A 21585-nucleotide genomic window follows, 5' to 3' on the forward strand; every position below is an offset into this window, starting at 1 on the left:
ACGCGCTGGAACAACTCCCACAACTCATCCGGCACCAGCCGCTCAACGATCGAAACCACGATCGACAGGCTACCGATCCAAATGAGATGACGTCTAAGACCGGACAACTACGGTAAACAGCGGCGCGAAACCAGTCCTCGAAACTGCACCGCAAGTGACGTATCCCCAGGTCAGAAGCGATGTCACCGCTCGAGCGCCGTCGCTTCCCAAGCTGAGAGTGCGAGTTCGATTCTCGTCACCCGCTCCAGAGAGAAACCCCAGGTCAGTGACCTAGGGCTTTTGCTGCGCCACCGGCTCTCCGGCGCCTTTCGCCCCGCCACGCACTCGAAGATTGGGCACGCGGTGGGCACGAGTGCTCAGTTGAGGCGAGCGAACCTCTGCTTCTCATAGCGGTGCATATCGCCGACTTGCTGCTCTTACGCCGAGCAGTGCAAGATCACATAAAGAGAACCCTCAGACTGCCTTTCCCGTGAGAGCACTCCCGAGCGGTGCACCGTGTGGGCCCACTCCAAAACCTTCGGGCAGCTACGCCGCCGCGCTGCCCTGATCACCACTTGCCGACATCCGCAGTGTGTGATCGCCGAAGTCGGCGACCAGGTCCAACCTGCCGCCGAGCGCCTCGACGTAACGTGCGATGACATCGAGAGTGGCGACCTCACCGTGTTCGATCTGGGATACGCGAGCGATGCTCACACCCATGCGGGCAGCCACGTCCCTCTGGGCCAACCCGTACTGCTTGCGCGCCTCGGCGAGTTGATGCCCACGGGCTTCCGCCAGCAGACGACGCGAACCAGCTTCCACCTCAGCGGGAGACACACCGGCCGAGTACAGCTCCTGCTCCAGGGTCTCCCAGTCCTGCGGGGCCTTCTTGGGCATGCTTACTCCTCAGTCCTCCGTGTCACCGGTGTAGTCGCGGTAGAGCTGTTCAGCCAGGGGAATGTTGTCGCGGTACCAACGATCCCAGTTTCCCGCCTTGTCGCCGCCGAGGAGTAGCAGGGCCGAACGAGTCGGATCAAAAGCGAAGATGATCCGAATCTCGGACCGGCCACCCGATCCCGGCCTCAGCTCCTTGAGGTGATGCAGGTCCGATCCCTTCAGCCGGTCTACAAGAGGACGGCCCAGAGTTGGACCAGCGTCACGCAGCGCGGCAACGGCCTGGGCAACTTGGGAGGCAGAACCGAGATCCTCCTTAATCAGCTGCCGGAACCACTCCGCGTACTCATCGGTGACGCTGATCGCCCAGCTCAAGACGACTCCCCTCGACTCCAGCACGAGAAGTTTAAGGCTTTCCTTAAACGGCGGCAAGCCGACCGTTCCGGCACTGACCCGAACGACAGGGCTCCCCCTGGGCCAGCACTTCTGGCGGGAGGCCCTGAATCCCTCACCACGCTCAGAAGCTCACGCCAGGCGCGAACAACGGCAGCCACACCCATCAGGAGTTCTCGCACCTCGCGGAGCAGCACGCGCATCACTAACAGTCCTACGGCGGCGCCACATCCTGCGGTGATCCACTCCATCGGGCCGCCTCCTCGCCTCGGGCAGCAGTGTCCTCACCATGAGACCTGAGGTCTTTACCTGAAGAGGCAAATCTCTCGATCTTGCGTCGCGGTATCGCACCGCGCCCACCGCCTTGGGCAACACGCTGCCCGTCATGGAGATCAAAGTCTGCAGCGTAGAACCGGCATTTTGTGATCTTGCGAACTAGGCGGGAGGCCGGCATCCGTGTGCAGTCGCGACGACCCTTCTCAGTCGGCCTACGCGTCGACGAGCGCCGAGCACGGAGAAGGCGGCGCAGACACGGCACTCGTCCACCTCACGGCGTCGTGCCCATACCGTGCCCTTCAGAGCGGACAACTACGGTCAACAGCGGTGCCACCAAGCACGCACGAGTCCAGCGGAACGACGAATCTGCGCAGGTCAGCAGCCATGTACCGGCCCAAGCGCCGCCGCTTCCCAAGCTGAGAGTGCGAGTTCGATTCTCGTCACCCGCTCCATATTGAAACCCCAGGCCAGTGGCCTGGGGTTTGTTTGTTGTCTAGTCCAATTTGAGGGTGGCGTGCCCTTCGGGTGACCTTCGCGTGCCCCAAGTCGAGGCGAAGTGCCCGCCAGTGACCCGCCTCTCGTTACGTCTGCTGCCAGGGGGTACCCGTGAGGCGCTGCCGGCTCGTGTCCGCGGCAGCGGGCCGCTTGTCCCCCGACTCCGGAGCGAACGTGCGAGCACTTGTCGTCAACTGCACTCTCAAGAGGTCCCCCGAGCCCTCCAACACCGAGGCGCTGGCCGCCGTGGTGGCGGAGCGGCTCTCCGAGCACGACGTGGCGGTGGACTCCGTACGGGCCGTGGATCTCGACATCGCTCCCGGCGTGGTCACCGACGCGGGCGACGGCGACGAGTGGCCCCGGATCCACGCGCAGCTACTGGAATCGGAGATCCTGATCATCGCCTCGCCCACGTGGCTGGGCCGGCCGTCCTCGGTGGCACAGCGTGCCCTCGAGCGCATGAACGCGATGATGTCCGAGACCGATGACGAGGACCGCCCCGTCGCCTACAACCGCGTGGCCGGCGTGGTGGTCACCGGGAACGAGGACGGGGCACACCACGTGATCAGTGAGATCTCGGGGGCCCTCGCGGACATCGGCTACACGATTCCCGGCCAGGCGTGGACGTACTGGCACCTGGGTCCCGGACCCGGGCCCGACTACCTGGAGGAGCAGCGGGGGCGCGACTGGGCGCACCACACCGGTCGCAGCATGGCCGACAACCTCCTCGGCGTCGCGCGGGCACTGTCCGTGTCGCCGTTGCGGGCACGTGGTTGAGGAAGGCGCCGATGACCACCGAGGCCCTCACCGCCGCCCCCGGCCTCCGCTGCTGGGTGCCCCGGGGTGTGTACGCCCCTCAGACCGACTCCCGGCTCCTGCGGCGGGCGATGCGCCGCGAGCGGATCACGGCGGAGACCGACGTACTGGACCTGGGCACCGGGAGCGGTCTGCTCGCGGTGGAGGCGGCACGGCTCGGCGGCCGGGTCACCGCGGTCGACATCTCCTGGCGGGCGCTCGCCGCCACCCGGCTGAACGCCCTGCTGAACGGACAGACCCTGCGTGTGCGCCACGGCGACCTGGCGACGGCCGTCCCCGGCCGCCGCTTCGATCTGGTGATCACCAACCCGCCCTACGTGCCCGCTCCGGGCTCCGCGGCGCCCCGGGGCGCCGCCCGGGCCTGGGACGCCGGAAGGCGCGGCCGCCTGCTGATCGACCGCATCTGCGACACCGCGCCGACGGTCCTGCGGCCGACGGGGGCGCTCCTGATCGTGCACTCGCACCTGTGCGGCACCGACACGACGCTGACCCGCCTGGAGAAAGCCGGTCTCCGCGCGGAGGTCGTCGACCGGGCCCTGCTGCCCTTCGGCCGTGTGCTGCGTTCACGGCTCGCCTGGCTGCGCGAGCAAGGGCTGACGGCCGGCGGGACGACGGAGGAGCTGGTGGTGATCCGTGCCGAACACGCCTGACCGCCCCCGCCGCGTCCGCGTCCAGCGCGACGGGCCCCTGCTCATCGAGGGGCCGGTCGAAGTGGTGGGCGAGGACGGCGAGGTGACGGTCTCGGAGCGCTTCACCGTGGCCGTCTGCACCTGCCGCCGCAGCCGCACCCTCCCCTGGTGCGACACCAGCCATCGCCGGCGCCGCAAACCGTCCGGCCCGGACTCCCCCGCCGACACGGAACCGAGCCCCGCGCACAAAAACCGCGCACACGGAAGCCGCGCACAGGACGCGAGGCCCGGACAGGAACCGAGCCACGAACAGGACGGTGGGGCCGCATGACCGGCTCCCGCTCCCGGCAGCGGCTCCGCCTCCGACCGCCGCCGCTGCCCGAGCCGCGCGGCCCGCTCTCCGCCGCGGTGACGGCCCTGCTGCGGGGATCGGACCCCGGGCGGGTGCCGTCCCCGGAAGGCTGTTCCGCCTACGGTGACGACCTGCAACTCGCCCTCTACGTCCTCTACGAGCTGCACTACCAGGGCTTCCAGGACGTCCCGGACGACCTTGAGTGGGACAGCGGCCTGCTGGCGCACCGCGGTGCCATCGAGAACCGCTTCCTGGGCGCACTGCGCGAGGACGTGCCGGTCGACGACACGGAGAGGGCCGAGCAGGCGCTGGACGAGCTCCAGCTCGAACCGGTCGGCGACGACGGCAGCGGCCTCTCGTACTTCCTCCGGGACGAAGGCAGCCTCGGCCACCTGCGTGCCTACGCGGCCGTACGTTCGCTGTACCACCTCAAGGAAGCCGATCCGCACGCCTGGGTCATCCCCCGGCTCCACGGGCGGGCCAAGGCGGCCATGGTCGCCGTGGAGTTCGACGAGTTCGGAGCGGGCCGCGCCGACGAGATCCACGCGCAGTTGTTCGCCGACCTCATGGCGGACCTGCGGCTCGACCCGACGTACGGCCACTACGTCGACGCCGCGCCGGCCGAGGCCCTCGCCACCGTCAACCTGATGTCCCTGTTCGGGCTGCACCGGGCGCTGCGCGCGGCGCTCGTCGGACACTTCGCCGCCGTCGAGGTGACGTCCTCCCCGGGCTCCCGCCGCCTCGCCGAGGCCATGCGCCGAGTGGGCGCGGGACCGGCGGCCGTACGGTTCTACACCGAGCACGTGACGGCGGACGCCGTGCACGAGCAGGTCGTACGGCACGACGTCGTCGGCGGGCTCCTGGAGAGCGAACCGCACCTGGACGCCGACGTGGTGTTCGGGATCCGCGCGACCACCCACCTCGAGGACCGCCTGGCGGACAGGCTGCTCAGTGCCTGGCGCGAGGGCGCCACAGGGCTGCGCGGAGAAATCCCGGCAGAAGGCGGACAGCCGCCCCTCGGCCCGGCGTCCCGCGGTCTGCCGTCTTCCTCCCACGCGGGCTGAGCCCCGAAAAATGTGCTCCTGGACTCGGACCGGGTACCCGGCGCAGGCGAGGTGGCTCTGAACGCGATACCGGAAAGGTCGTCGAACATGTCGATGAAAGTCTCCGACCACATCCTTGAGCGCCTGCGCGAGTGGGGAGTGGAGCATGTCTTCGGCTACCCCGGCGACGGCATCAACGGTCTGCTCGCGGCCTGGGGCCGCGCCGACGACAACCCCCGGTTCGTCCAGTCCCGCCACGAGGAGATGTCGGCCTTCCAAGCCGTCGGCTACGCCAAGTTCTCCGGCAGGGTCGGCGTGTGCGCCGCCACGTCCGGGCCCGGCGCCATCCACCTCCTCAACGGTCTGTACGACGCCAAGCTCGACCACGTGCCCGTCGTCGCGATCGTCGGACAGACCAACCGCAGCGCCATGGGCGGCTCCTACCAGCAGGAGGTCGACCTGCTGAGCCTGTACAAGGACGTCGCCTCCGACTTCTGCGAGATGGTCACCGTCCCCGAGCAACTGCCAGGCGTGCTGGACCGGGCGATGCGCACCGCCATGGCCCGCCGTTCGGTGACGGCCGTGATCGTCCCCGCCGACGTACAGGAACTGGACTACTCGCCGCCCGGACACGCCTTCAAGATGGTCCCCTCCAGCCTGGGCATGTCTCAGTACGCGCCGGTGCCGGGCGACGAGGATCTCGCCCGCGCCGCCGAGGTGCTCAACGCGGGCGAGAAGGTCGCGATCCTGGTCGGGCAGGGCGCCCGCGGGGCCCGTCAGGAGGTCATGGCGGTCGCCGACCGGCTCGGCGCGGGAGTGGCCAAGGCGCTGCTGGGCAAGGACGCCCTCGACGACGACCTGCCGTACGTCACCGGCGCCATCGGCCTGCTGGGCACCCGGGCGTCGTACGAGCTGATGATGCGCTGCGACACCCTGCTCGTCATCGGGTCGTCCTTCCCCTACACCCAGTTCCTGCCGGAGTTCGAACAGGCCCGGGCCGTGCAGATCGACATCGACCCGCACATGATCGGCCTGCGCTACCCGTTCGAGGTCAATCTGGTCGGGGACGCCCGCGAGACGCTGAGCCGGCTGCTGCCGCTGCTCGACGAGTCACGGCACCGGAGCTGGCGCAAGCAGACCGAGTTGAACACCGCCCGCTGGTGGGAGGTCATGCAGCGGCGCGCCGCCGTCGACGCCGACCCGGTCAACCCCGAGTACGTCGTCCACGCACTCAACGACCTGTTGCCCCAGAACGTGATCCTGTCCGCCGACTCCGGCTCGGCCGCCAACTGGTACGCCCGGCACCTGAAACTGCGCGGTGCCATGCGCGGCTCGCTGTCCGGCACGCTGGCCACCATGGGGCCCGGGGTGCCGTACGCGATCGGCGCCAAGTTCGCGCACGGCGACCGCCCGGCCATCGCGCTCGTCGGCGACGGGGCGATGCAGATGAACGGCATGGCGGAGCTGATCACGATCGCCAAGTACTACCAGGAGTGGGAGGACCCGCGACTCGTCGTGGCGGTGCTGAACAACCAGGACCTCAACCAGGTCACCTGGGAGATGCGCGCCATGTCCGGCGCCCCGCAGTTCCTGCCCTCGCAGTCGATTCCCGACGTCGCCTACGCCGACTTCGCCCGCCTGGTGGGCCTGGAGGGCATCCGGGTCGAGAAGCCGGGCGATGTCGTGGGCGCCTGGGAGGCCGCGCTGGCCGCCGACCGGCCCTGCGTACTGGACTTCGTGACCGATCCGGCCGTGCCGCCCATCCCGCCGCACGCCTCCCTCGACCAGATCGAGGCCGCCGTGTCCTCGGTCCTCAAGGGCGACAGCGACCGCGCGGGCATGGTCCGCCAGGGCTTCAAGGCCAAGGTGCAGGAGTTCCTGCCCGGCCACCGCCATCGCGCGGACCGGCCCGGCGCGCGGGACGACACGTGAGCGACACCCCGGTCGTGGAGCGCGTGCCCTGGCCGGCGTGACACCCCGGTCGTGGAGCGCGTTCCCTGGCCGGCGCGGCTCCCCGCCACGACGAACGGCACCTGGAGCAGGGCGAAGGTGCCTTTCTATTCTGCGGGTTCGGCATCGCACCGGCCGAACGCCAGCAGGGCCACGCGGTCGAGCCGGGCCCGCACCTCGTCATGAGGGTGTCAGGCCTGGACGAGCTGACCGGCCAGGCGATGCGCCTGGGCCAGCAGGGTGCCGTAGGTCACCAGCGCGTCCGGGTCGTCGGGCACGGCTCCCGGGAGCAGTCGGCGGAACATGTCGAGCGTGCGGTGCAGCTCCCCGACGGCCTCGCGCAGTTCCTCCGCGGCGAGGTCGTCACGGCCGCCCGGCGCGAACCGGGCCAGGCCGTACAACCGGATGGCACGCGCCGTCTGCCGTAGGAAGTCCGCGTAGGCGCAGGTGATGCCCGCGGCGGGCCGGGACTCCTTCCCGCTGCCGGAGATCTCCTCCACCGCCCGCGTCACCCCCGCGGTGTGGACGGCGACATGGTCGAGCACGGCCAGCGCGTCGGCGTACGTCTTGTCGGCCGGGGCAAGAGCCCGCTCACGGCTCCCCGACGGATTGCCGCGCAGGCTTTCCCGGCTCCAGCCGATCGCAGAACGAGCCTGGTCGACCAGAGGGCCCAGGCGCAGTGCGCGCTCATGCCAGTCCCCGGCCGCCTGCCCGTCCCATTCACCGGCCGCCAGCCCGTCGGCCACCGCGTCCAGGATCTCCTGGGCCTCACAGGCCGCGTCCTGAAGCGCGCAGCGGGCATCACGCAGATACACCGGAGGCCGGATCAGCCCGTTGACCGCCACGCCGACCACCGCGCCGAAGACCGCCTCCGCGAGACGGGCGGCCGACGAAACGACAGTCACCTGGCCACCGGTCAGCACAAAAAGCGCGCCGGTGGCGGCGTAGACGCCCTGCCTCCCGAGGCGTTGCCACTGTTCCAGCAACAGCACCGCCGGAAGGACCAGGGCCATGGCGACCATCGTGCTGTCCAGCAGCAGCGCCACCGCTGTCGCCGCCACCGTACCCACCGCGATCGCCGCGAGCTGCTGGAGCCCGTGCGCGAGGGACCGGTACACCGTCGACTCCACCAGCACGACCGCGACCCACGGTGCCACGAAGGCCATCGGAGCCGCGAGCCACCAGCCCACCACCGCCCACGCCACCCATGCGGCCAGGGCCGCCTTGGCGGCCTGAGCCGCCAGATCCCGCTCCCGGCCAGGGCCCGCCCACGCCCGCCGCACCGCCTCCACGGCTGACCCGGCCCAGCGCCCGACGGCCCAAGTCACCCTGCGCGTCCACACCATGCCATTGCAGGTGCCACGCCAGGGGCGAGTTGCACCCCCTGACCGCGATTTCACGCAGGTTCGGCCGGGTGGGGGAGGTTCGGGGCGCGGTAGCCTCCCTCGTGGAATTGGCTGCGGTGTACTGCCGTGGGAGGTGGGCCGATGACCCGGCGAGCGTACGGTGTGACGCTTTCCGTCCTGCTGGCCGTATGCGGCGTCGGCGGGTGCGGCACGGTGGCGGAACGGCGGGACGACGTACGCGACACGGCGGCCGAGTTCGAGCGAGCCCTCACTGAACGCGCGTACGACCGGATGTGTGCCGTCCTCGCGCCCGCGACCGTGGAGGAACTGGAGCAGACGGCCGACGGCCCGTGCGCGAAGGCGCTGAGCGAGGAGTCGCTGCGGCCGGGCGGTGCCGTGCGGCGGACGGACGTCTACGGGAACCAGGCACGGGCGGTGCTCTCCTCGGACACCCTGTTCCTCTCCCGCTTCACCTCCGGCTGGAAGGTCGTGGCCGCCGGCTGCGAACCACGGCCGCAGGAGCCGTACCAGTGCCGGATCAAGGGCGGGTGAGACGTGCGGACCATGTTCACCGTCGTCGTCGGGATCATCGCGGTCGGTCTCGTCTATCTGGCGGTCCTGGGGCTGATGTACCGATGACCGGGCGCGGAGGTGTGCGCGGCTTCCTGCGGGACAACGGGCTCGGCCTCTTCTTCACCGTCGCCTTCCTGCTGACCCTGGTCGGGCAGGCGATCGCCGGACACGCCGACTTCAACAACCAGCTGGCCGTGGACGGGCTCCAGCAGGTCTCCCTCGGCGAGTACGTGACGACGTCCGACTTCGCGGTCGACGTGTCGGAGAACTGGCAATCGGAGTACCTGCAGTTCTTCCTGTACATCGGCGTCACCGTCTGGCTGCTGCAACGCGGTTCCCCGGAGTCCAAGGAACTGCACAGGGCCGGCACCGAGTCCGACGAGGCGCAGCTGGTCGGCGAGCACGCCAAGGAGAACTCGCCGAGGTGGGCCAAGGCCGGTGGGTGGCGACGCGCGGTGTACTCGCACTCGCTGCTGCTGGTGATGGGGACGGTCTTCCTGCTCTCCTGGCTGGTCCAGTCGATCACCGGCACGGCCGCCTACAACGAACAGCGGCTACGGCAGCTGCAGGCCCCGCTGAGCTGGGCCGACTACCTGGGCGCCGCGGACTTCTGGAGCCGCACGCTGCAGAACTGGCAGTCCGAACTGCTGGCCGTCGCCTCGATGGCCATCCTCTCGATCTACCTGAGACAACGCGGATCCCCGGAGTCGAAACCGGTGGGAGCCGCCCACGGCGCCACCGGCGTGGAAGGCTGAGGAGGCAGAAAAGCTGCCCGCGATGCGGAACCCATGGCCGGTGGCCGGCGCGGGTTCTGCGGATGGCAGGCCACGGCCAGGATGAGGAGCTTGTCGTCCTTGACCCGCCGGGTCACCTGCGTGGGGCGTGGGGCGTGGGCCGACGCACAGCAGCCGGGGCGGATCGCCGCCCTCCCGCCGGTCCGGCGAGGTGTTGGCCTGCCATGCGAAGAGGTCCTTGGGCCCCGGGCGGCCAACGTTGACCCGGTTGTGCACCCTGTACGGAGCGCCGCCATGCGGTTGGGTGCATCGCAGGCCACCGTCGTCGCGAGGGCCACCGGCACCCCGGCGTTCTCGGCATCGGACCGCCATCAGCCGATCCGTGCGGGATCCCACATTCACCTGCCGTGCTCGCCTGCCCGCAGCGGGACCCGGGCCCATCCGTGTGGATCACTCCAGCAGGGGCACCCGGAGGCGCAGCGGACACGCACACATCTCCATAATCACGACAGACTGCCCGTGCCGCACGACACGCAGTACAGGAAACAGGTCCACCGCGTCTCGCGAGGTTCGCGCCGAACGGAGGTGCCCACCGGCCAGTGGACACCCGAGTCGGCCAGGACCACCGACCGCCCCCGGCGGGCTGCGACGGGCTGGACACCACCCCTCAAAACCTGGCGTCAGCCGCGCCGCATCCGGCTGATCCACGAGTGAGCAGGAGCCACCGTGCCCGAGAACCCCGCTGACAAGCACCCCCGCCCCGACTTCCCGCAGCAGGACCAGGAACATCCTGGGTGGACCGGTCCGATGGACCCGCCTCCCGACCATGGCGAAACCTCCTACGAAGGCAGCGGACTCCTGAACGACCGCAAGGCAGTGGTGACCGGCGGCGACTCCGGCATCGGACGCGCCGTAGCCCTCGCCTACGCCCGCGAAGGCGCCGACGTGCTGTTCACCTACCTGCCGGAGGAGGGCCAGGAGGCCGCCGAGACCGCACGTCTCGTCGAGGACGCGGGCCGCAAGGCGGTCGCCGTGCCCTGCGACATCCGCGAGGAGGAGCAGTGCCGCCGACTGGTGGAGCGCGCCGTCGACGAGTTCGGGCGGATCGACATCCTCGTCAACAACGCCGCCTACCAGATGTCCCAGCCGGACGGAATCGAAGCGATCTCGACGGAACAGTTCGACCGGGTGGTGCACACGAACCTGTACGGCATGTTCTGGCTCTGCAAGATGGCCCTGCCGCACATCCCGGCGGGTGGCTCCATCATCAACACCACGTCTGTGCAGGCGTACAAGCCGAGCCCGCATCTGCTCGACTACGCGATGACGAAGGGCGCGATCGTGACCTTCACCCAGGGGCTCGCGCAGATGCTGTCCTCCGCCGGTATCCGCGTCAACGCCGTGGCACCCGGACCGGTATGGACACCCCTGATCCCGGCGACACTCCCTGACACCGCCGAATTCGGTAAGCAGGCACCGCTCGGGCGGCCCGCCCAGCCCGCCGAGATGGCGCCCGCCTTCGTCTTCCTCGCCTCGCCACAAGCGAGTTTCATCACCGCGGAGATCCTCAACGCCACGGGTGGCACGCCGCTGCCGTGAGCGGGTGGAGGATGACGGCCCTCCTCGCCTGGCGTCGCCTGGCGCTCGACCACCCTCGACCACCGGGGAGGCCCAGGCCATCCGGCCGGTTGGTCGTGGAGTGCGCCCATGGCCCTGCTGGCGCCATGGACTGAGACGACCCGCCGGCCATGGGCATGGACAGCCGCGGACATAAACAGCCGCAGGTACAGACAGCTGCAGGCACAGACAACCGCAGGCACAGACTGCCGCTCTCCAGGGGAGACCGGAACGAGCCCCCTCGCCACTTCAGCACTTCAGCACTTCAGCAAGGGACCGACCTGCCCGGCCGCCTCCAGAATCGCGTGGTGCCGATCGAGCGGCGGGGTCGCTCGTTGCCCCCGGGCCCTCGGTCGGAGGGACGCCCAGGCAGGGCGCCCCTCCAGACGCAGGCCGGAGACGGTGCCCCGGCCCCCGTCCGGGAACCCGTTTCGCGGTTCCAAGTTGTCCAAGTTGTCAGAGTGCCGAACCGGGATTCTCGGGCCGGATGCGTCCTCGCCAGGCGCCTGTCTCTCCCCCGCGCTGTTCGACGTAGTCCTTGAAGCGGTGCAGATCGCCCTTGATCCGACGGTCGATCACGCCCAGCATGTCCGCGCTCTTCTCGGCAACGCCGGTGGGCTCCACGTCCATCGTGAGCTCCACCCGGGTGTGGGTGTCGTCCAGCCTCTCGAACCTGACCGACCCCCGTTGCCGGGTCTCGCCGTCGACGACCCGCCAGGTGATCCGGTCGTCCGCCAGCTGGTCGACGATCTCGGTGTCGAACTCGCGCCGCACCCCGCCGATCTTGGTGGTCCAGTGGTTGTGCCGCTCGTCGAGCTGCCGCACCTCCTCGACGCCCTCCATGAAGTTCGGGAACTCCTCGAACTGCGTCCACTGGTTGTAAGCGGTGTGGACGGGGACCTCGACGTCCACTGCTTCCTTGACCGTGCTCATCGTTTCCTCCTCGCTGACGGTCGTTCGTGCCGGGCCTGCGGCCCACCGCAGGCCCGGCAGGACACCGGGTACCCGAGTGCGGACACCCGAAGACCGATCCCGCAGGATCGATCACGTTCGGCCGAAGAGGGGCATACCGGCGCGTATCACTCGTCACGAAGGGCACTCGGCCGCCATGAACGCTGAGAGAGACATCCAGGGGTCCTACTGGCTGGAGACCGCACCGCCCGGCGCCCCCGCGCCCCCGCCGTCCGGTGATCTCACCGTCGACGTCGCCGTGGTCGGCGGCGGCATCGCCGGGCTCAGCACGGCCTGGGAGCTGGTCCGGCAGGGACGCGAGGTGGCGGTACTGGAAGCCGACCGCGTCGCCGCCGGGGTCACCGGCCACACCACGGCCAAGCTGACCGCCCTGCACACCCTGGTCTACGACCACCTGCGCCGCACCCGGGGCCCCGAGGGAGCGCGACTGTACGCGCTCTCACAGACCGCGGCGATCGGCCGTGCCCGCGAGATCGTCGACGAGCTGGGCATCGACTGCGAGTGGGAGGAGGCGGCGGCCTTCACCTTTGCCGAGGATCCGCGGCGCGTCGGAAGGCTGCGGGCGGAGGCCCAAGCGGCGCGTGAGGCGGGGCTTCCGGCAGAGTTCGTCACCGAGACCGACCTTCCCTTCGCCGTCGCCGGCGCGGTCCGGGTCAGCGGACAGGCCCAGTTCCACCCCCGCAAGTACCTCCTGGCGCTCACCGACGACCTGCACCGACGGGGTGGCACGGTGTACGAGGGAACACGCGTCGTCGGCCTCACCGAGGGTGAGCCCTGCGTCCTGCGGACGGACACCGGTGTGTCGATCCGCGCCGACAAGGTCGTGATCGCCACGCACTACCCCGTCTTCGACCGGGCCCTCCTCTTCACCCGCCTCAGCCCGCGCCGTGAACTCGTCGTCGCCGCCACCATCGACGAGGACCGCGCTCCGCACGGCATGTACATCACACCGGAGCAGGCCACGCGCTCCGTGCGCACCGCGCCGTACCGTGACGGCAAACGCCTGCTGATCGTCACCGGGGAACACTTCGTCCCCGGCACCACGGACGTCGAGAAGCGCTTCGCCCGGCTGTCCGCCTGGGCCGACGACCACTTCGCCGGGCTCACGTTCACCCACCGCTGGGCCACGCAGGACAACGACTCCACCGACTCCGTACCTCTGGTCGGCCCGCTCCGTCCCGGCAGCCGGCACACCTACGTGGCCACCGGGTTCGGCGGCTGGGGCATGAGCGGCGGCATCATGGCGGGAGGCCTGCTCAGCGACCTGATCAACGGCCGCGAGGTCGCGTGGGACGGCCTCTACGATCCGCGCCGCCTCGCCTCCGTCGTCCGCGAGGGAACGTCGTTCCTGAAGCACCAGGCTCACGTGGCCCGGCACTTCGTCGGCGACCGGCTTTCGCCCGTGACGGGCCCCGCACCGGACGACATCCCCCCGGGCGACGGCGCCGTAGTACGCCTGGGCGGACGGCAGTACGCCGTCCACCGGGACGAGAACGGCCACGTACAGGCAGTCTCGGCCCGCTGCACCCACCTCGGCTGCATCGTGTCCTTCAACCGCGCGGAGCAGGCATGGGAGTGCCCGTGCCACGGATCACGCTTCGCCCCGGACGGAGAGATCCTTCAAGGTCCCGCAGTACACCCTTTGGAGAAGCGCGACATCCCGGAATAGGTGCGGCTCGAGCAACCCACCGCTCCTGCCACACCGCCGAGCACGGCGGCCGGGAGTGACCCGGGCCAACGGGCACGGGACGCAGGTGCCGCCGTCAGTGCCCCAGCCGCACCAAGGACGCTCCGCGATGACGAAGTGGATCCGCGAAGCCCCGTCCTCCCGACGCCGCCCGGGCGAGGCCCATCTCCGCCCTGGAGTTGTCCGGCCTCCGCTCAGCCCTCCCCTGTGTGCTCCGGCAAGGGTTCTCCTCCACCCAGCGCTCGTTCCCAGGGCTGGGCAACTCCTCACTCATCGAGAGGGGCTCCCGACGACACCGACAGGGCGGCGTGCCCATGGCGTGCCCGTACGGCAGGTCAACCACGGTCAACACGTCTGCAAGGGCGAGGTCCAGCGCGCGTTGGCGGACGCGAACGGACTGGGCCGCGCCCAGGTGGTCCTTCGTGATCTCCGGCGTAGCGACACGGCCTCCGGCTCATCCAGCGCCGCAGGTCGTCGGCCGCGCTGAGGGCAGCCTCCCTGCCGAGTACACACGTCGCCACGGTTCCAGCTCGGCCACCAGGAGCGGGGAACGCTCATAGCACTCGTACTTCCCGCGCGCGGTGCTGGATTTCGCCTGCCCACGGCCGTTCACCTCGCCCAAAGGCAGCAGCGAGACCCCAGTTCTGAGAGGACGCGAGGCCGCCGGCAGTCGGTTCCATTCATCCGGGAGCGCCGATTCGCGGCGCCAAAAGCCGTTCCCGTTTGCGGGAACGGCACTGTTCCCCATCCCGCAACACCCCACGAGTACTGCAGGCTTGTCGAAGCAGCAGGATACGAACATCAACAACAGTGTCGCGCTGAAGCCAAAGGGGTTGGTCGTGGACCGCGCATTGCTGACTACCAGATCGGCCCTCATCCTTCTCCTCGCTGTCCTTTGCGGCATCGGGACAGGCATCCTGACCACGTTCGCAGGAGCGGAGCCCCCAGAAGCGGTCCTATGCGGCATGACAGGGCTATCTGCTGCCGTGCCCTTCTTCAATGGTCTCATCGACTGACATTCGCACATACAGCCGACGGGCAGGCGGCCGCCTGAACAGGAACAGCGGACCGCGCACGAGAGGGTATTCCATAAGTGAAATCCAACGTATCTAAAATTGCTACGGAAAGGGTAAGGATCGGTGAGTAATCCTTTAGATGAGACCGGCGACCTCAAAGATTTCAAGCATTTGCCGGAATCGCTGTCTCCGGAGGTTCGCGACCTGGCTCTCGCCATGCGACGACTCCTCAAAGCTTCAGGAAGATCTCTGCGCGCTTTTTCCGCCTCCCATCACATGAGCGCCTCTACTGCCTCTCGGTACCTCTCGGGCGAACGCCTTCCGGAAAAGTATCTCCTCGATGCCCTGCTGAAATCTGCCTGCAGTGCTCTCGGGCAGGAAGTCACCTCTGATGTGCAGGGGCACCTCTACCGGCTCCACCGTGAGGCGCTACTGGCCGACCGGCCCGCGAAGTACCACGAGCAGATGGCCAGTGATCGCTTGGAAGACGCGATCCTGCAAAGAGAGCAGGCCGACCTGCAGATCAACGACCTTCGGGCCGAAGTTTCCGGCCAGAAAAGCCAGTTGCGCGCGCTGGAATCCCAGATTCAGCAGATTGAAGCGGCGCGTTTCGAGGAACGGCAGCGCTGTGGCAATGAACTGGAGTTGTACCGTCGCCAGAGGGACAATCTGGAGGAGCAGCGCGAGCAACTGCGTATGAAAATCCAGGGCTTGGAGAGCGCGCTGCAGAGGGCGATTCGCGAACGTGACTCCGCGCAAAAGCGCTGTGCCGAACTGGAGGCAGAGCTCGCGACGGCCGAAGACCTGGCGGAACGGGAGGAGCTGGAGTGGCAGGCCGCCGAAGAGCGCTCGCGCTCGGTGAGAGCGGCCAACTCGGCCGAGCAGCACCTCGTGGATCTCGAGCGGATCCGGAGGGAAGCCGAGCAGGTGCGTAGGCAGGCAGCCCAGGAGGCTGCCGCCCATCGCGAAGAAGCGGAGGCGACGGCAAAAAAGATCATTGCGGAAGCCTCGACCAGGGTCACGAAGATCAGGCCATCGATGGTGCCGAGGTCCGCGGCACTGCGCCGGTTGCGGGAGGTGGCGACGGACATCGCCGAACATCGTTTGCCGATACTGATCGGCCGCCTGTCCAGGTCTGACCCGGCCGACGTGGACACCTGGTTCGCGCACATGCCGATCGACACTCGTGACGAGATCGGCGATATTGCCAGAGCTTTCGACCAAGTCCACCGCATGGCCGTCGAGCAGGCCCTGCTGCGGGCCCGTATCACAGCAATCTTCACTGCCTTCGCGCGGCGTACCCAGGCGCTGATCGCAGGCCAGCTGGCCCTACTCGACGACCTCAAGAACGATGAGGCCGGCTCGCAGCGTCTGACAGACCTCGATGAACTCGGCCGCCTCGCGACCCGTGCGCGCCGCCACACTGAAACCCTGCTGACCCTTGCGGGCGAGGAGCCCAACCGCTATCGGGACCAGCCGGTCCCACTGATCGAGGTCTTGCTCGCCGCCCGCTGTGAAGTAGGGGACTACCAGCGCATTAAGTTTTCAGACATTCCGAAGACCAAGGTGCGCGGTCGTGCTGTTACCGACCTCGTACACCTGCTCGCCGAGCTCTTGGAGAACGCCACGACCTTCTCCCCTCCGCAGGACAACGTCCGTGTCACCGCATCACGTATGCCCGACGGCCTCGTGTCGATCGAGATCCACAGCAGGGGCATCGGCCTCATCTCCGAGGACTACGCCGATATCAACGAAAGGCTGGCGTGCCCTCCGGTCTTCGACACCTCGATCGCGCGGGGCATGGGCCTGTTCGTGGTCGGGCAGTTGTCCGGCCGACACGGCGTCCTTGTCCGGTTACGCCCCACCAGCGAGCGGGCCGGCATCGCCACGCTGGTCATGCTGCCAAGGAACATGACCCTCAATGGGAACGGACAGCCATCGGGCAGTGCCAATCCCCTTTCCGCGGCCACCCCGATGCGATACGCGCTTGAGCCGCAGGGTGTGGACACTATGTAACCGGCGCCATGCCCGACTTCACGTCGGCAGCTGCGCACTCGAAGCGGCTCTGGACCCCGAATCCGGGGCCCTGCGGGACGAGCGCATCCGGGCATCCACCGCGAGACCTCAACTGCCGTCAGTCGCACCGCTGGGCTGCATCTCGGCTGGGGCCCTCGGACGCGCGCCTCCTGCCAGGAGCCGACGTAAAGGTAAGCCGCACCGGCCGGCGCTTCGGTGAGAGCGAATGTCGCCGTACTGCGACTCCGCTCGGAGCACTGATCACCGGGGTCAGCGGCTGGCTCTTCTTCACGAAGGGCCTGCTTCACGTCGGCAAGTAGGGCGCACCACTTCATGGACCGCCCACAGCGAGCGCCGCCTCTGCAAGGCGCCTCGGCTCAGACCTTCTCCGCGCTCAGGCGCGGATGCTCGGCAGTGAGAAGCCCGATGTCTTCCACGTCCGAGGTCAGGATCGTCACCCGGCCGGGATGCTGCAGGGCGGTCGCGCACAGCATGGCGTCGATGGCGTACTTGTGGCCGTGCAGCCCCGCCGCACGCAGCAAAGCGGCAGCGGATTGCGCAACGGTCTGGGTCACCGGCTCGATACTCAGGCGGGACAGGGTCCACTTCAGTGCGGCGTCGTTGATCTTCGGGTGGATCACCTCGACCAGCACGGCGGCTGAGGTGATCACTGGCAGGTCCGCGTCGCGAGCCGCCGTCAGCCACTCATGGATTTCCCGATCCCGCTGTACGGCCTTGGCCAGGCCCTCGCTGTCCAGGACCAGGGCACCGCTCACGCGGCCGCCCCAGCGTTCGAGGCGCCTCCGGCCAGCCGGGCACGCTTGGCTGCCACGGCCTCGGGGTCGGCGGGGCCGTGCACCTTGTCGAAGTCCGCGATCAGCTCGTCCAGATTATCCCGCTCGATCTGTCGCTGGGCCGCCTTCTCCAGGTAGGCCGAGACGCCTCGTTTGCCGACTCGTTCGCGGATCGCGTGGAGAGTTCCGGCGGTCAGAGTGACGGAGATACCACTGGTGGGGCCATCGCCGGGCGGGAAGTCAACGTCGTCATCAGTCACACATCTAGTGTGCCATTAAATATAGCATAGCGGGTGGCGAGTCTTGTGAGAATCCGTGCCTTCCACATGCCCGTAAGCGCGGAAAACCATGGTGAACAGCGGTGCGATCCGACCCACGCGACCACTCGCAAGCTCCAGCTGTCCGTGGTGATCAGTTGTCGCGTGCCGGATTCGCGCCAGAGCGTTGATCGTCAACGGTGTCTTCATCTGGCACGGCAGCGACTTCCTGCTGTCGGTCGTCGTCGGAGTGCTGATAGATCAGCGCGGCTTTCTCGGACCCACCAAGGCAGTTCACCCATGACCGAAGCCGGCCTCCGGGCGGCGGCTGCGGCGCTCAGCGCCCCCGGTGGATCCGGCATTCCGCTCAGGTGCCCTTGCGGAGCCGTTCGGTAATGAGATGGCCGATATCAGGGGTCACCCGATCATGCGGTGTCTTCACCCTCAGTGCGACTGCCAGATCGATCGCGTGCACGTCGACCACGGCTTCGGCGAGATCGGCGAGAGCGGTTGCTGACGTACGGGCTCGCCACCAGGACACCACACAGAGCACCGCCGCGAACGCCGCAGCCGGCCACCAGAGCGGAGCGAGCGCCAGATACAGCACGGCCCAGGCTCCGGTCAGCATGGCGGCCGAGAAACCGTCCCGCCCGGTTCTGACCGCCTCCTGCACCGTGTCCGGCACGACCAGCCAGAGCCGGGGCCAGCACGAGGAGAGGTCCAGGCCGTACTCGTTCCTGACCCGGACTTCGGCGGCCCGCAGACGATCTCCCGTCCAGGTCGGGCAGCCAGGTGGTACGAGGCAGATGGCGTTGCGGGCCGCGACGAGTTCGTCACGCGAGGGGCGGTGCTCCCCTTCCGCCGGTGTGACCGCGCGCACCCGCTCGTGCGCCTGGGACCAGCGCCTGCTTCGGCGTTCCGTCAACCGACGTGCGAGCGGTCGGGCCCAGCCGGGCCATGCGCCGCAACAGGCGAGTTCGACGGGGACCGCAACCGCTTGAGCGAGCAGCATCGCCCCCGCGGTGACGAGCAGGATCGCGCCGACAACGAACACCACCGGAACCGCACTTCGCAGCGAGGGCGGAACCCCGGCCCCGGACAGCCGAGCCTGCCCCTGGCTTCCGAGGCCGGCGAAACTGATCTGCGACTACCCGAACGTGACCGCCGCGAAGGCGGTCACCGTCTCGCGGGTTTCCGGCATGTGATCGCGACCCGCTGGAACGTTCCGGACCGGGCGGCTTCGACCATCGCCGACGCGTTCTACAAGAGCTTGGCACGCCAGGCAATACCGCCTGCCGCCGGCATCCCCACCGCCCTGCACCATGCTGTGCGGCAGATGCGGGACGCGGAGGCCCACCTACCGAGCCGGTGGGCCGCCCACTATCACACCGGCCCATGACCCCTGACGTTGCACATGTCCGCCCTCGCCAACGTCCTCGCGGCCGTGTAGGACAGCACCGCGCCCGACGACCCCGACAAGCTCTCGGCCTAGGCACGCGGACGGGACAGCAGCGCTTCAGGTCGCCCCCCGTCGAGGGCGCCCGGAGCCCGTGCGCGGGACTCGGATTCGCTCCAGCACGGGCCGGAGGTCCCCCTTGTGCGGGCCGCGGCCGCGTTCTGGTGGGCACGCGCGACTGTGGAGTCCGCGCTCACGTCCCAGGCGATCAGGCCCTGCGCGCAACAACCGCTCCGGTCCGGCCCACTGCTCGTCCGTCACATCTCCGCGCCCCGCGTGTGGGTCATGGCAGGTCCTGATCCACTTCTGAACCGGGGCTCAGCAGAGTTCGCCCGCCAGCAGCCCCATCGTGAACATGTCGTACCACTTGCCGTCGCGGCGGAAGACCTGACGAAGACGGCCCTCCTCAACGAAGCCGACCTTCTCGTAGACCTTGCGCGCGGCATGGTTCTCGGTGACCACGGTCAGCGTCACCTTGTGGAGGCGCATGTCATCGAAGCCGTAGCGGCAGATCGTCCGCACCGCGTCGGTGGCGTATCCGCGGCCCCAATACGCCTTCTCGCCCAGGTAGATGTCGAGCTTGGCGATGCCCTTCTCCGGGTTCGCGTCGTGCAGCATGACCAGGCCTATGAGCTGGCGGTCGGCCAGTGCCTCGATGCCAAGGAGCAAGTCGCCATAGGTGTTGCGGGGGCGCTCCTCCAGCCCCTTGCGGACGCGTTCCACCGGCTGGGCATACGTGTCGTCCATCCACCGCATGACCTCGGGGTCGTGGTTCCAGCGCCACAGTGCGTCGGCGTCCGCGGGACCCATCGCCCGCAGTTTCACCAGTTCTCCGAGCGCCATGCTCACCGACCCCTCGTGCGCCTTGTGATCACCCTACGAATCACGAATTGGTACCACGGTCGGGATCGCACGCTCAATCGGTTTCGGCGGTGCCGAGACCGGGCCCGGAGCAGGTTCGGGAGGAAGCGCCGACCGTCGGCCCGGCCACCTCCCTCTGGTCCCCGCCCAAGCGCCAAGGCTTCCCGGGGAGGAGTCCGTGTGCCGCGTGCTTCAGGTCGGCAGCCACTTCACCACCGCGTCTCCGCGCGCGGCCGTCTGCGTGTAGAACTCCGTCAGCTCTCGGTGCGCCGCCGCGAAAATGCCTCGTGTGTCGGGCTCCGCGGTGACGCCGCCGTAGCGCGGCAGCAGTTCGTCGCGGGCGAAGACCCACAGCGCGTCGAAGTCGGTCACCGTCAGGAATCTGGCCACCCGTTGCGCCTGGCCCGCCGTCAGCACCAGGAACGGCGGCTTGTACCGATCGGGGTGGAACACCGGCCGACCGCCGAGCACCACCTGGGCCTGGGGGCGATGCTCCGCGCGGTGCGGGGGATCGCCGGCGTAGAGGAGTTCCTGGTCCAGATATCGCTTGTCCAGCACATCCTCGCGGTGCCGGTCGACGCGGTGCCGGACGGTGTCCGAGGCGTCCCCGAACAGCCGCTCCAGCCAGGTCGCGCTGTTGCGCAGTGCCGGGGGCGGCACCGCTCGCAAATGAAAGTAGAGGCTCATCACAGATGGAGCGCACGGGGACGCCGGAGCATCACTCCACCCGGCGCACGCCGCGTTCCGGAAGCCCCCCACCGGCCGTCGTACGGCAAGGTGGGAGACGGCTCTGCGCCAGTCGTCGGAACCCCGGAGAACCAGGTGACGGATCATCTGTCGATCGCGCTGCGCGGCTTCCCTGAACATACGCGGGTGAGGTGATCGTCCGCCGTGGGTCCGAACGGCGTGTGGGGCGGCCGGACCCCATGCAGCGGTCGGGGTCCGGCCGCCCGCGTCCCTCTCCATGTCGCCTCCGGGGGGAGTCGAGAGCGGCGCGGAGAGAGTTCCGGGAGTGGTCGTGGCACCGCCGTGACGTCCGGCCTGGGGATCACCGATCACCGGCGGGCCGTCCGGTGCGGACTCGGTACTCACACAGCGCACGGCCGGTGCGATATGTCACCCGGCTGGGACGGCACGGATTGCGAGCAGGTGTCCGAACACCGGATTCGCCGGGCTTCGCTGAGCCGTAACGCCGTCCGGCCCGGCGTACGGATCGGCTCAACGTCCTTACGTCGCCGTTTCCTTGGAGCCGGCGACGGGCCTCGCGGCTTCGCCGGCCACGCGACAGGAGCTCCGACGACCACGTGAGGGACGCCTGATGCGTTGTGACACTTCCGTGGGAACGCGCGCTGGTCCCAATGGGGCCGTCGATGCCAACGGGGCTCGTCGGACGGAACGGACTCGCTTTGAACCAGGTGCGAACGAGGAC

Annotated in this window: 21 protein-coding genes; 12 read left to right on the plus strand and 9 right to left on the minus strand. The window is 68.8% G+C overall.

Going from position 1 to position 21585, the window contains the following annotated elements; genetic code table 11:
• Positions 1-525: 525 nt before the first annotated feature.
• Positions 526-876: a helix-turn-helix domain-containing protein gene (locus tag ACIBEI_RS19310; RefSeq protein WP_398890286.1), complete on the minus strand. Its 351-nt coding sequence runs from the start codon at positions 874-876 to the stop codon at positions 526-528.
• A 9-nt stretch (positions 877-885) separates the two neighbouring features.
• On the minus strand, positions 886-1248 hold the full coding sequence (locus ACIBEI_RS19315) for a type II toxin-antitoxin system RelE/ParE family toxin (RefSeq protein WP_398890288.1): 363 nt from the start codon (positions 1246-1248) through the stop codon (positions 886-888).
• A 963-nt stretch (positions 1249-2211) separates the two neighbouring features.
• Between ACIBEI_RS19315 and ACIBEI_RS19320 the strand changes: the two genes are divergently transcribed.
• The 5 genes from ACIBEI_RS19320 (at position 2212) to ACIBEI_RS19340 (ending at position 6809) form a co-directional block, all read left to right on the plus strand.
• A complete protein-coding gene (locus tag ACIBEI_RS19320; RefSeq protein ID WP_398890290.1) occupies positions 2212-2814 on the plus strand; it encodes a flavodoxin family protein in 603 nt (200 codons plus the stop codon).
• A gap of 11 nt (positions 2815-2825) precedes the next feature.
• Positions 2826-3503, plus strand: a complete 678-nt coding sequence (locus ACIBEI_RS19325; protein WP_398890292.1) for a HemK2/MTQ2 family protein methyltransferase — start codon at positions 2826-2828, stop codon at positions 3501-3503.
• The gene (locus ACIBEI_RS19330; protein WP_398890294.1) at positions 3487-3813 is read left to right on the plus strand and encodes a CDGSH iron-sulfur domain-containing protein; all 327 of its coding nucleotides are present in this window, start codon (positions 3487-3489) and stop codon (positions 3811-3813) included. The genes ACIBEI_RS19325 and ACIBEI_RS19330 overlap by 17 nt, the downstream gene beginning before the upstream one ends.
• Positions 3810-4898, plus strand: a complete 1089-nt coding sequence (locus tag ACIBEI_RS19335) for an iron-containing redox enzyme family protein (RefSeq protein ID WP_398890296.1) — start codon at positions 3810-3812, stop codon at positions 4896-4898. Before ACIBEI_RS19330 ends, ACIBEI_RS19335 begins: the two co-directional genes overlap by 4 nt.
• An 87-nt stretch (positions 4899-4985) precedes the next feature.
• Entirely contained in the window at positions 4986-6809 is a 1824-nt protein-coding gene (locus ACIBEI_RS19340; RefSeq protein WP_398890298.1) for a thiamine pyrophosphate-requiring protein, read from the plus strand.
• A gap of 209 nt (positions 6810-7018) precedes the next feature.
• On the opposite strand, the gene ACIBEI_RS19345 is transcribed toward ACIBEI_RS19340, so the two are convergent.
• On the minus strand, positions 7019-8173 hold the full coding sequence (locus ACIBEI_RS19345; protein WP_398890299.1) for an aromatic acid exporter family protein: 1155 nt from the start codon (positions 8171-8173) through the stop codon (positions 7019-7021).
• A gap of 141 nt (positions 8174-8314) precedes the next feature.
• On the opposite strand from ACIBEI_RS19345, the gene ACIBEI_RS19350 reads away from it, so the two are divergent.
• The 3 genes from ACIBEI_RS19350 (at position 8315) to ACIBEI_RS19360 (ending at position 11079) form a co-directional block, all read left to right on the plus strand.
• Positions 8315-8725: a hypothetical protein gene (locus tag ACIBEI_RS19350; RefSeq protein WP_398890301.1), complete on the plus strand. Its 411-nt coding sequence runs from the start codon at positions 8315-8317 to the stop codon at positions 8723-8725.
• A gap of 83 nt (positions 8726-8808) precedes the next feature.
• The gene (locus ACIBEI_RS19355; RefSeq protein ID WP_398890303.1) at positions 8809-9501 is read left to right on the plus strand and encodes a DUF6766 family protein; all 693 of its coding nucleotides are present in this window, start codon (positions 8809-8811) and stop codon (positions 9499-9501) included.
• Between the two features lie 705 nt (positions 9502-10206).
• Positions 10207-11079 (plus strand): SDR family oxidoreductase, encoded by an 873-nt coding sequence (locus tag ACIBEI_RS19360; RefSeq protein WP_398890306.1) that lies wholly within the window; start codon positions 10207-10209, stop codon positions 11077-11079.
• Between the two features lie 474 nt (positions 11080-11553).
• On the opposite strand, the gene ACIBEI_RS19365 is transcribed toward ACIBEI_RS19360, so the two are convergent.
• Entirely contained in the window at positions 11554-12030 is a 477-nt protein-coding gene (locus ACIBEI_RS19365; protein ID WP_398890308.1) for an SRPBCC family protein, read from the minus strand.
• A 175-nt stretch (positions 12031-12205) separates the two neighbouring features.
• On the opposite strand from ACIBEI_RS19365, the gene ACIBEI_RS19370 reads away from it, so the two are divergent.
• The 3 genes from ACIBEI_RS19370 to ACIBEI_RS19380 all read left to right on the plus strand — a co-directional run bounded on the left by ACIBEI_RS19370 (position 12206) and on the right by ACIBEI_RS19380 (position 16788).
• Positions 12206-13738, plus strand: coding sequence for an FAD-dependent oxidoreductase (locus ACIBEI_RS19370; protein WP_398890310.1), 1533 nt, complete (start codon positions 12206-12208; stop codon positions 13736-13738).
• A 794-nt stretch (positions 13739-14532) separates the two neighbouring features.
• Positions 14533-14772 carry a hypothetical protein gene (locus tag ACIBEI_RS19375; RefSeq protein ID WP_398890312.1) on the plus strand — a complete coding sequence of 80 codons (240 nt, stop codon included), beginning with the start codon at positions 14533-14535 and terminating at the stop codon, positions 14770-14772.
• 123 nt (positions 14773-14895) lie between these two features.
• Entirely contained in the window at positions 14896-16788 is a 1893-nt protein-coding gene (locus tag ACIBEI_RS19380; protein ID WP_398890314.1) for an ATP-binding protein, read from the plus strand.
• A gap of 377 nt (positions 16789-17165) precedes the next feature.
• On the opposite strand, the gene ACIBEI_RS19385 is transcribed toward ACIBEI_RS19380, so the two are convergent.
• From ACIBEI_RS19385 to ACIBEI_RS19395, 3 genes are all read right to left on the minus strand, one after another.
• Positions 17166-17564: a PIN domain-containing protein gene (locus ACIBEI_RS19385; RefSeq protein ID WP_398890316.1), complete on the minus strand. Its 399-nt coding sequence runs from the start codon at positions 17562-17564 to the stop codon at positions 17166-17168.
• A complete protein-coding gene (locus tag ACIBEI_RS19390; protein ID WP_398890318.1) occupies positions 17561-17842 on the minus strand; it encodes a hypothetical protein in 282 nt (93 codons plus the stop codon). The genes ACIBEI_RS19385 and ACIBEI_RS19390 overlap by 4 nt, the downstream gene beginning before the upstream one ends.
• Before the next feature lie 364 nt (positions 17843-18206).
• Positions 18207-18896 (minus strand): hypothetical protein, encoded by a 690-nt coding sequence (locus ACIBEI_RS19395; protein ID WP_398890865.1) that lies wholly within the window; start codon positions 18894-18896, stop codon positions 18207-18209.
• Between ACIBEI_RS19395 and ACIBEI_RS19400 the strand changes: the two genes are divergently transcribed.
• The gene (locus ACIBEI_RS19400) at positions 18837-19238 is read left to right on the plus strand and encodes a CHAT domain-containing protein (RefSeq protein ID WP_398890320.1); all 402 of its coding nucleotides are present in this window, start codon (positions 18837-18839) and stop codon (positions 19236-19238) included. The two genes, ACIBEI_RS19395 and ACIBEI_RS19400, sit on opposite strands and share 60 nt — an antisense overlap.
• A 375-nt stretch (positions 19239-19613) precedes the next feature.
• On the opposite strand, the gene ACIBEI_RS19405 is transcribed toward ACIBEI_RS19400, so the two are convergent.
• The gene (locus ACIBEI_RS19405) at positions 19614-20138 is read right to left on the minus strand and encodes a GNAT family N-acetyltransferase (protein WP_398890322.1); all 525 of its coding nucleotides are present in this window, start codon (positions 20136-20138) and stop codon (positions 19614-19616) included.
• Between the two features lie 210 nt (positions 20139-20348).
• Entirely contained in the window at positions 20349-20843 is a 495-nt protein-coding gene (locus tag ACIBEI_RS19410) for a DUF1877 family protein (protein WP_398890324.1), read from the minus strand.
• Between the last annotated feature and the right edge of the window lie 742 nt (positions 20844-21585).

Source organism: Streptomyces sp. NPDC050988 (genome assembly GCF_044456225.1).
Lineage (GTDB): Bacteria > Actinomycetota > Actinomycetes > Streptomycetales > Streptomycetaceae > Streptomyces.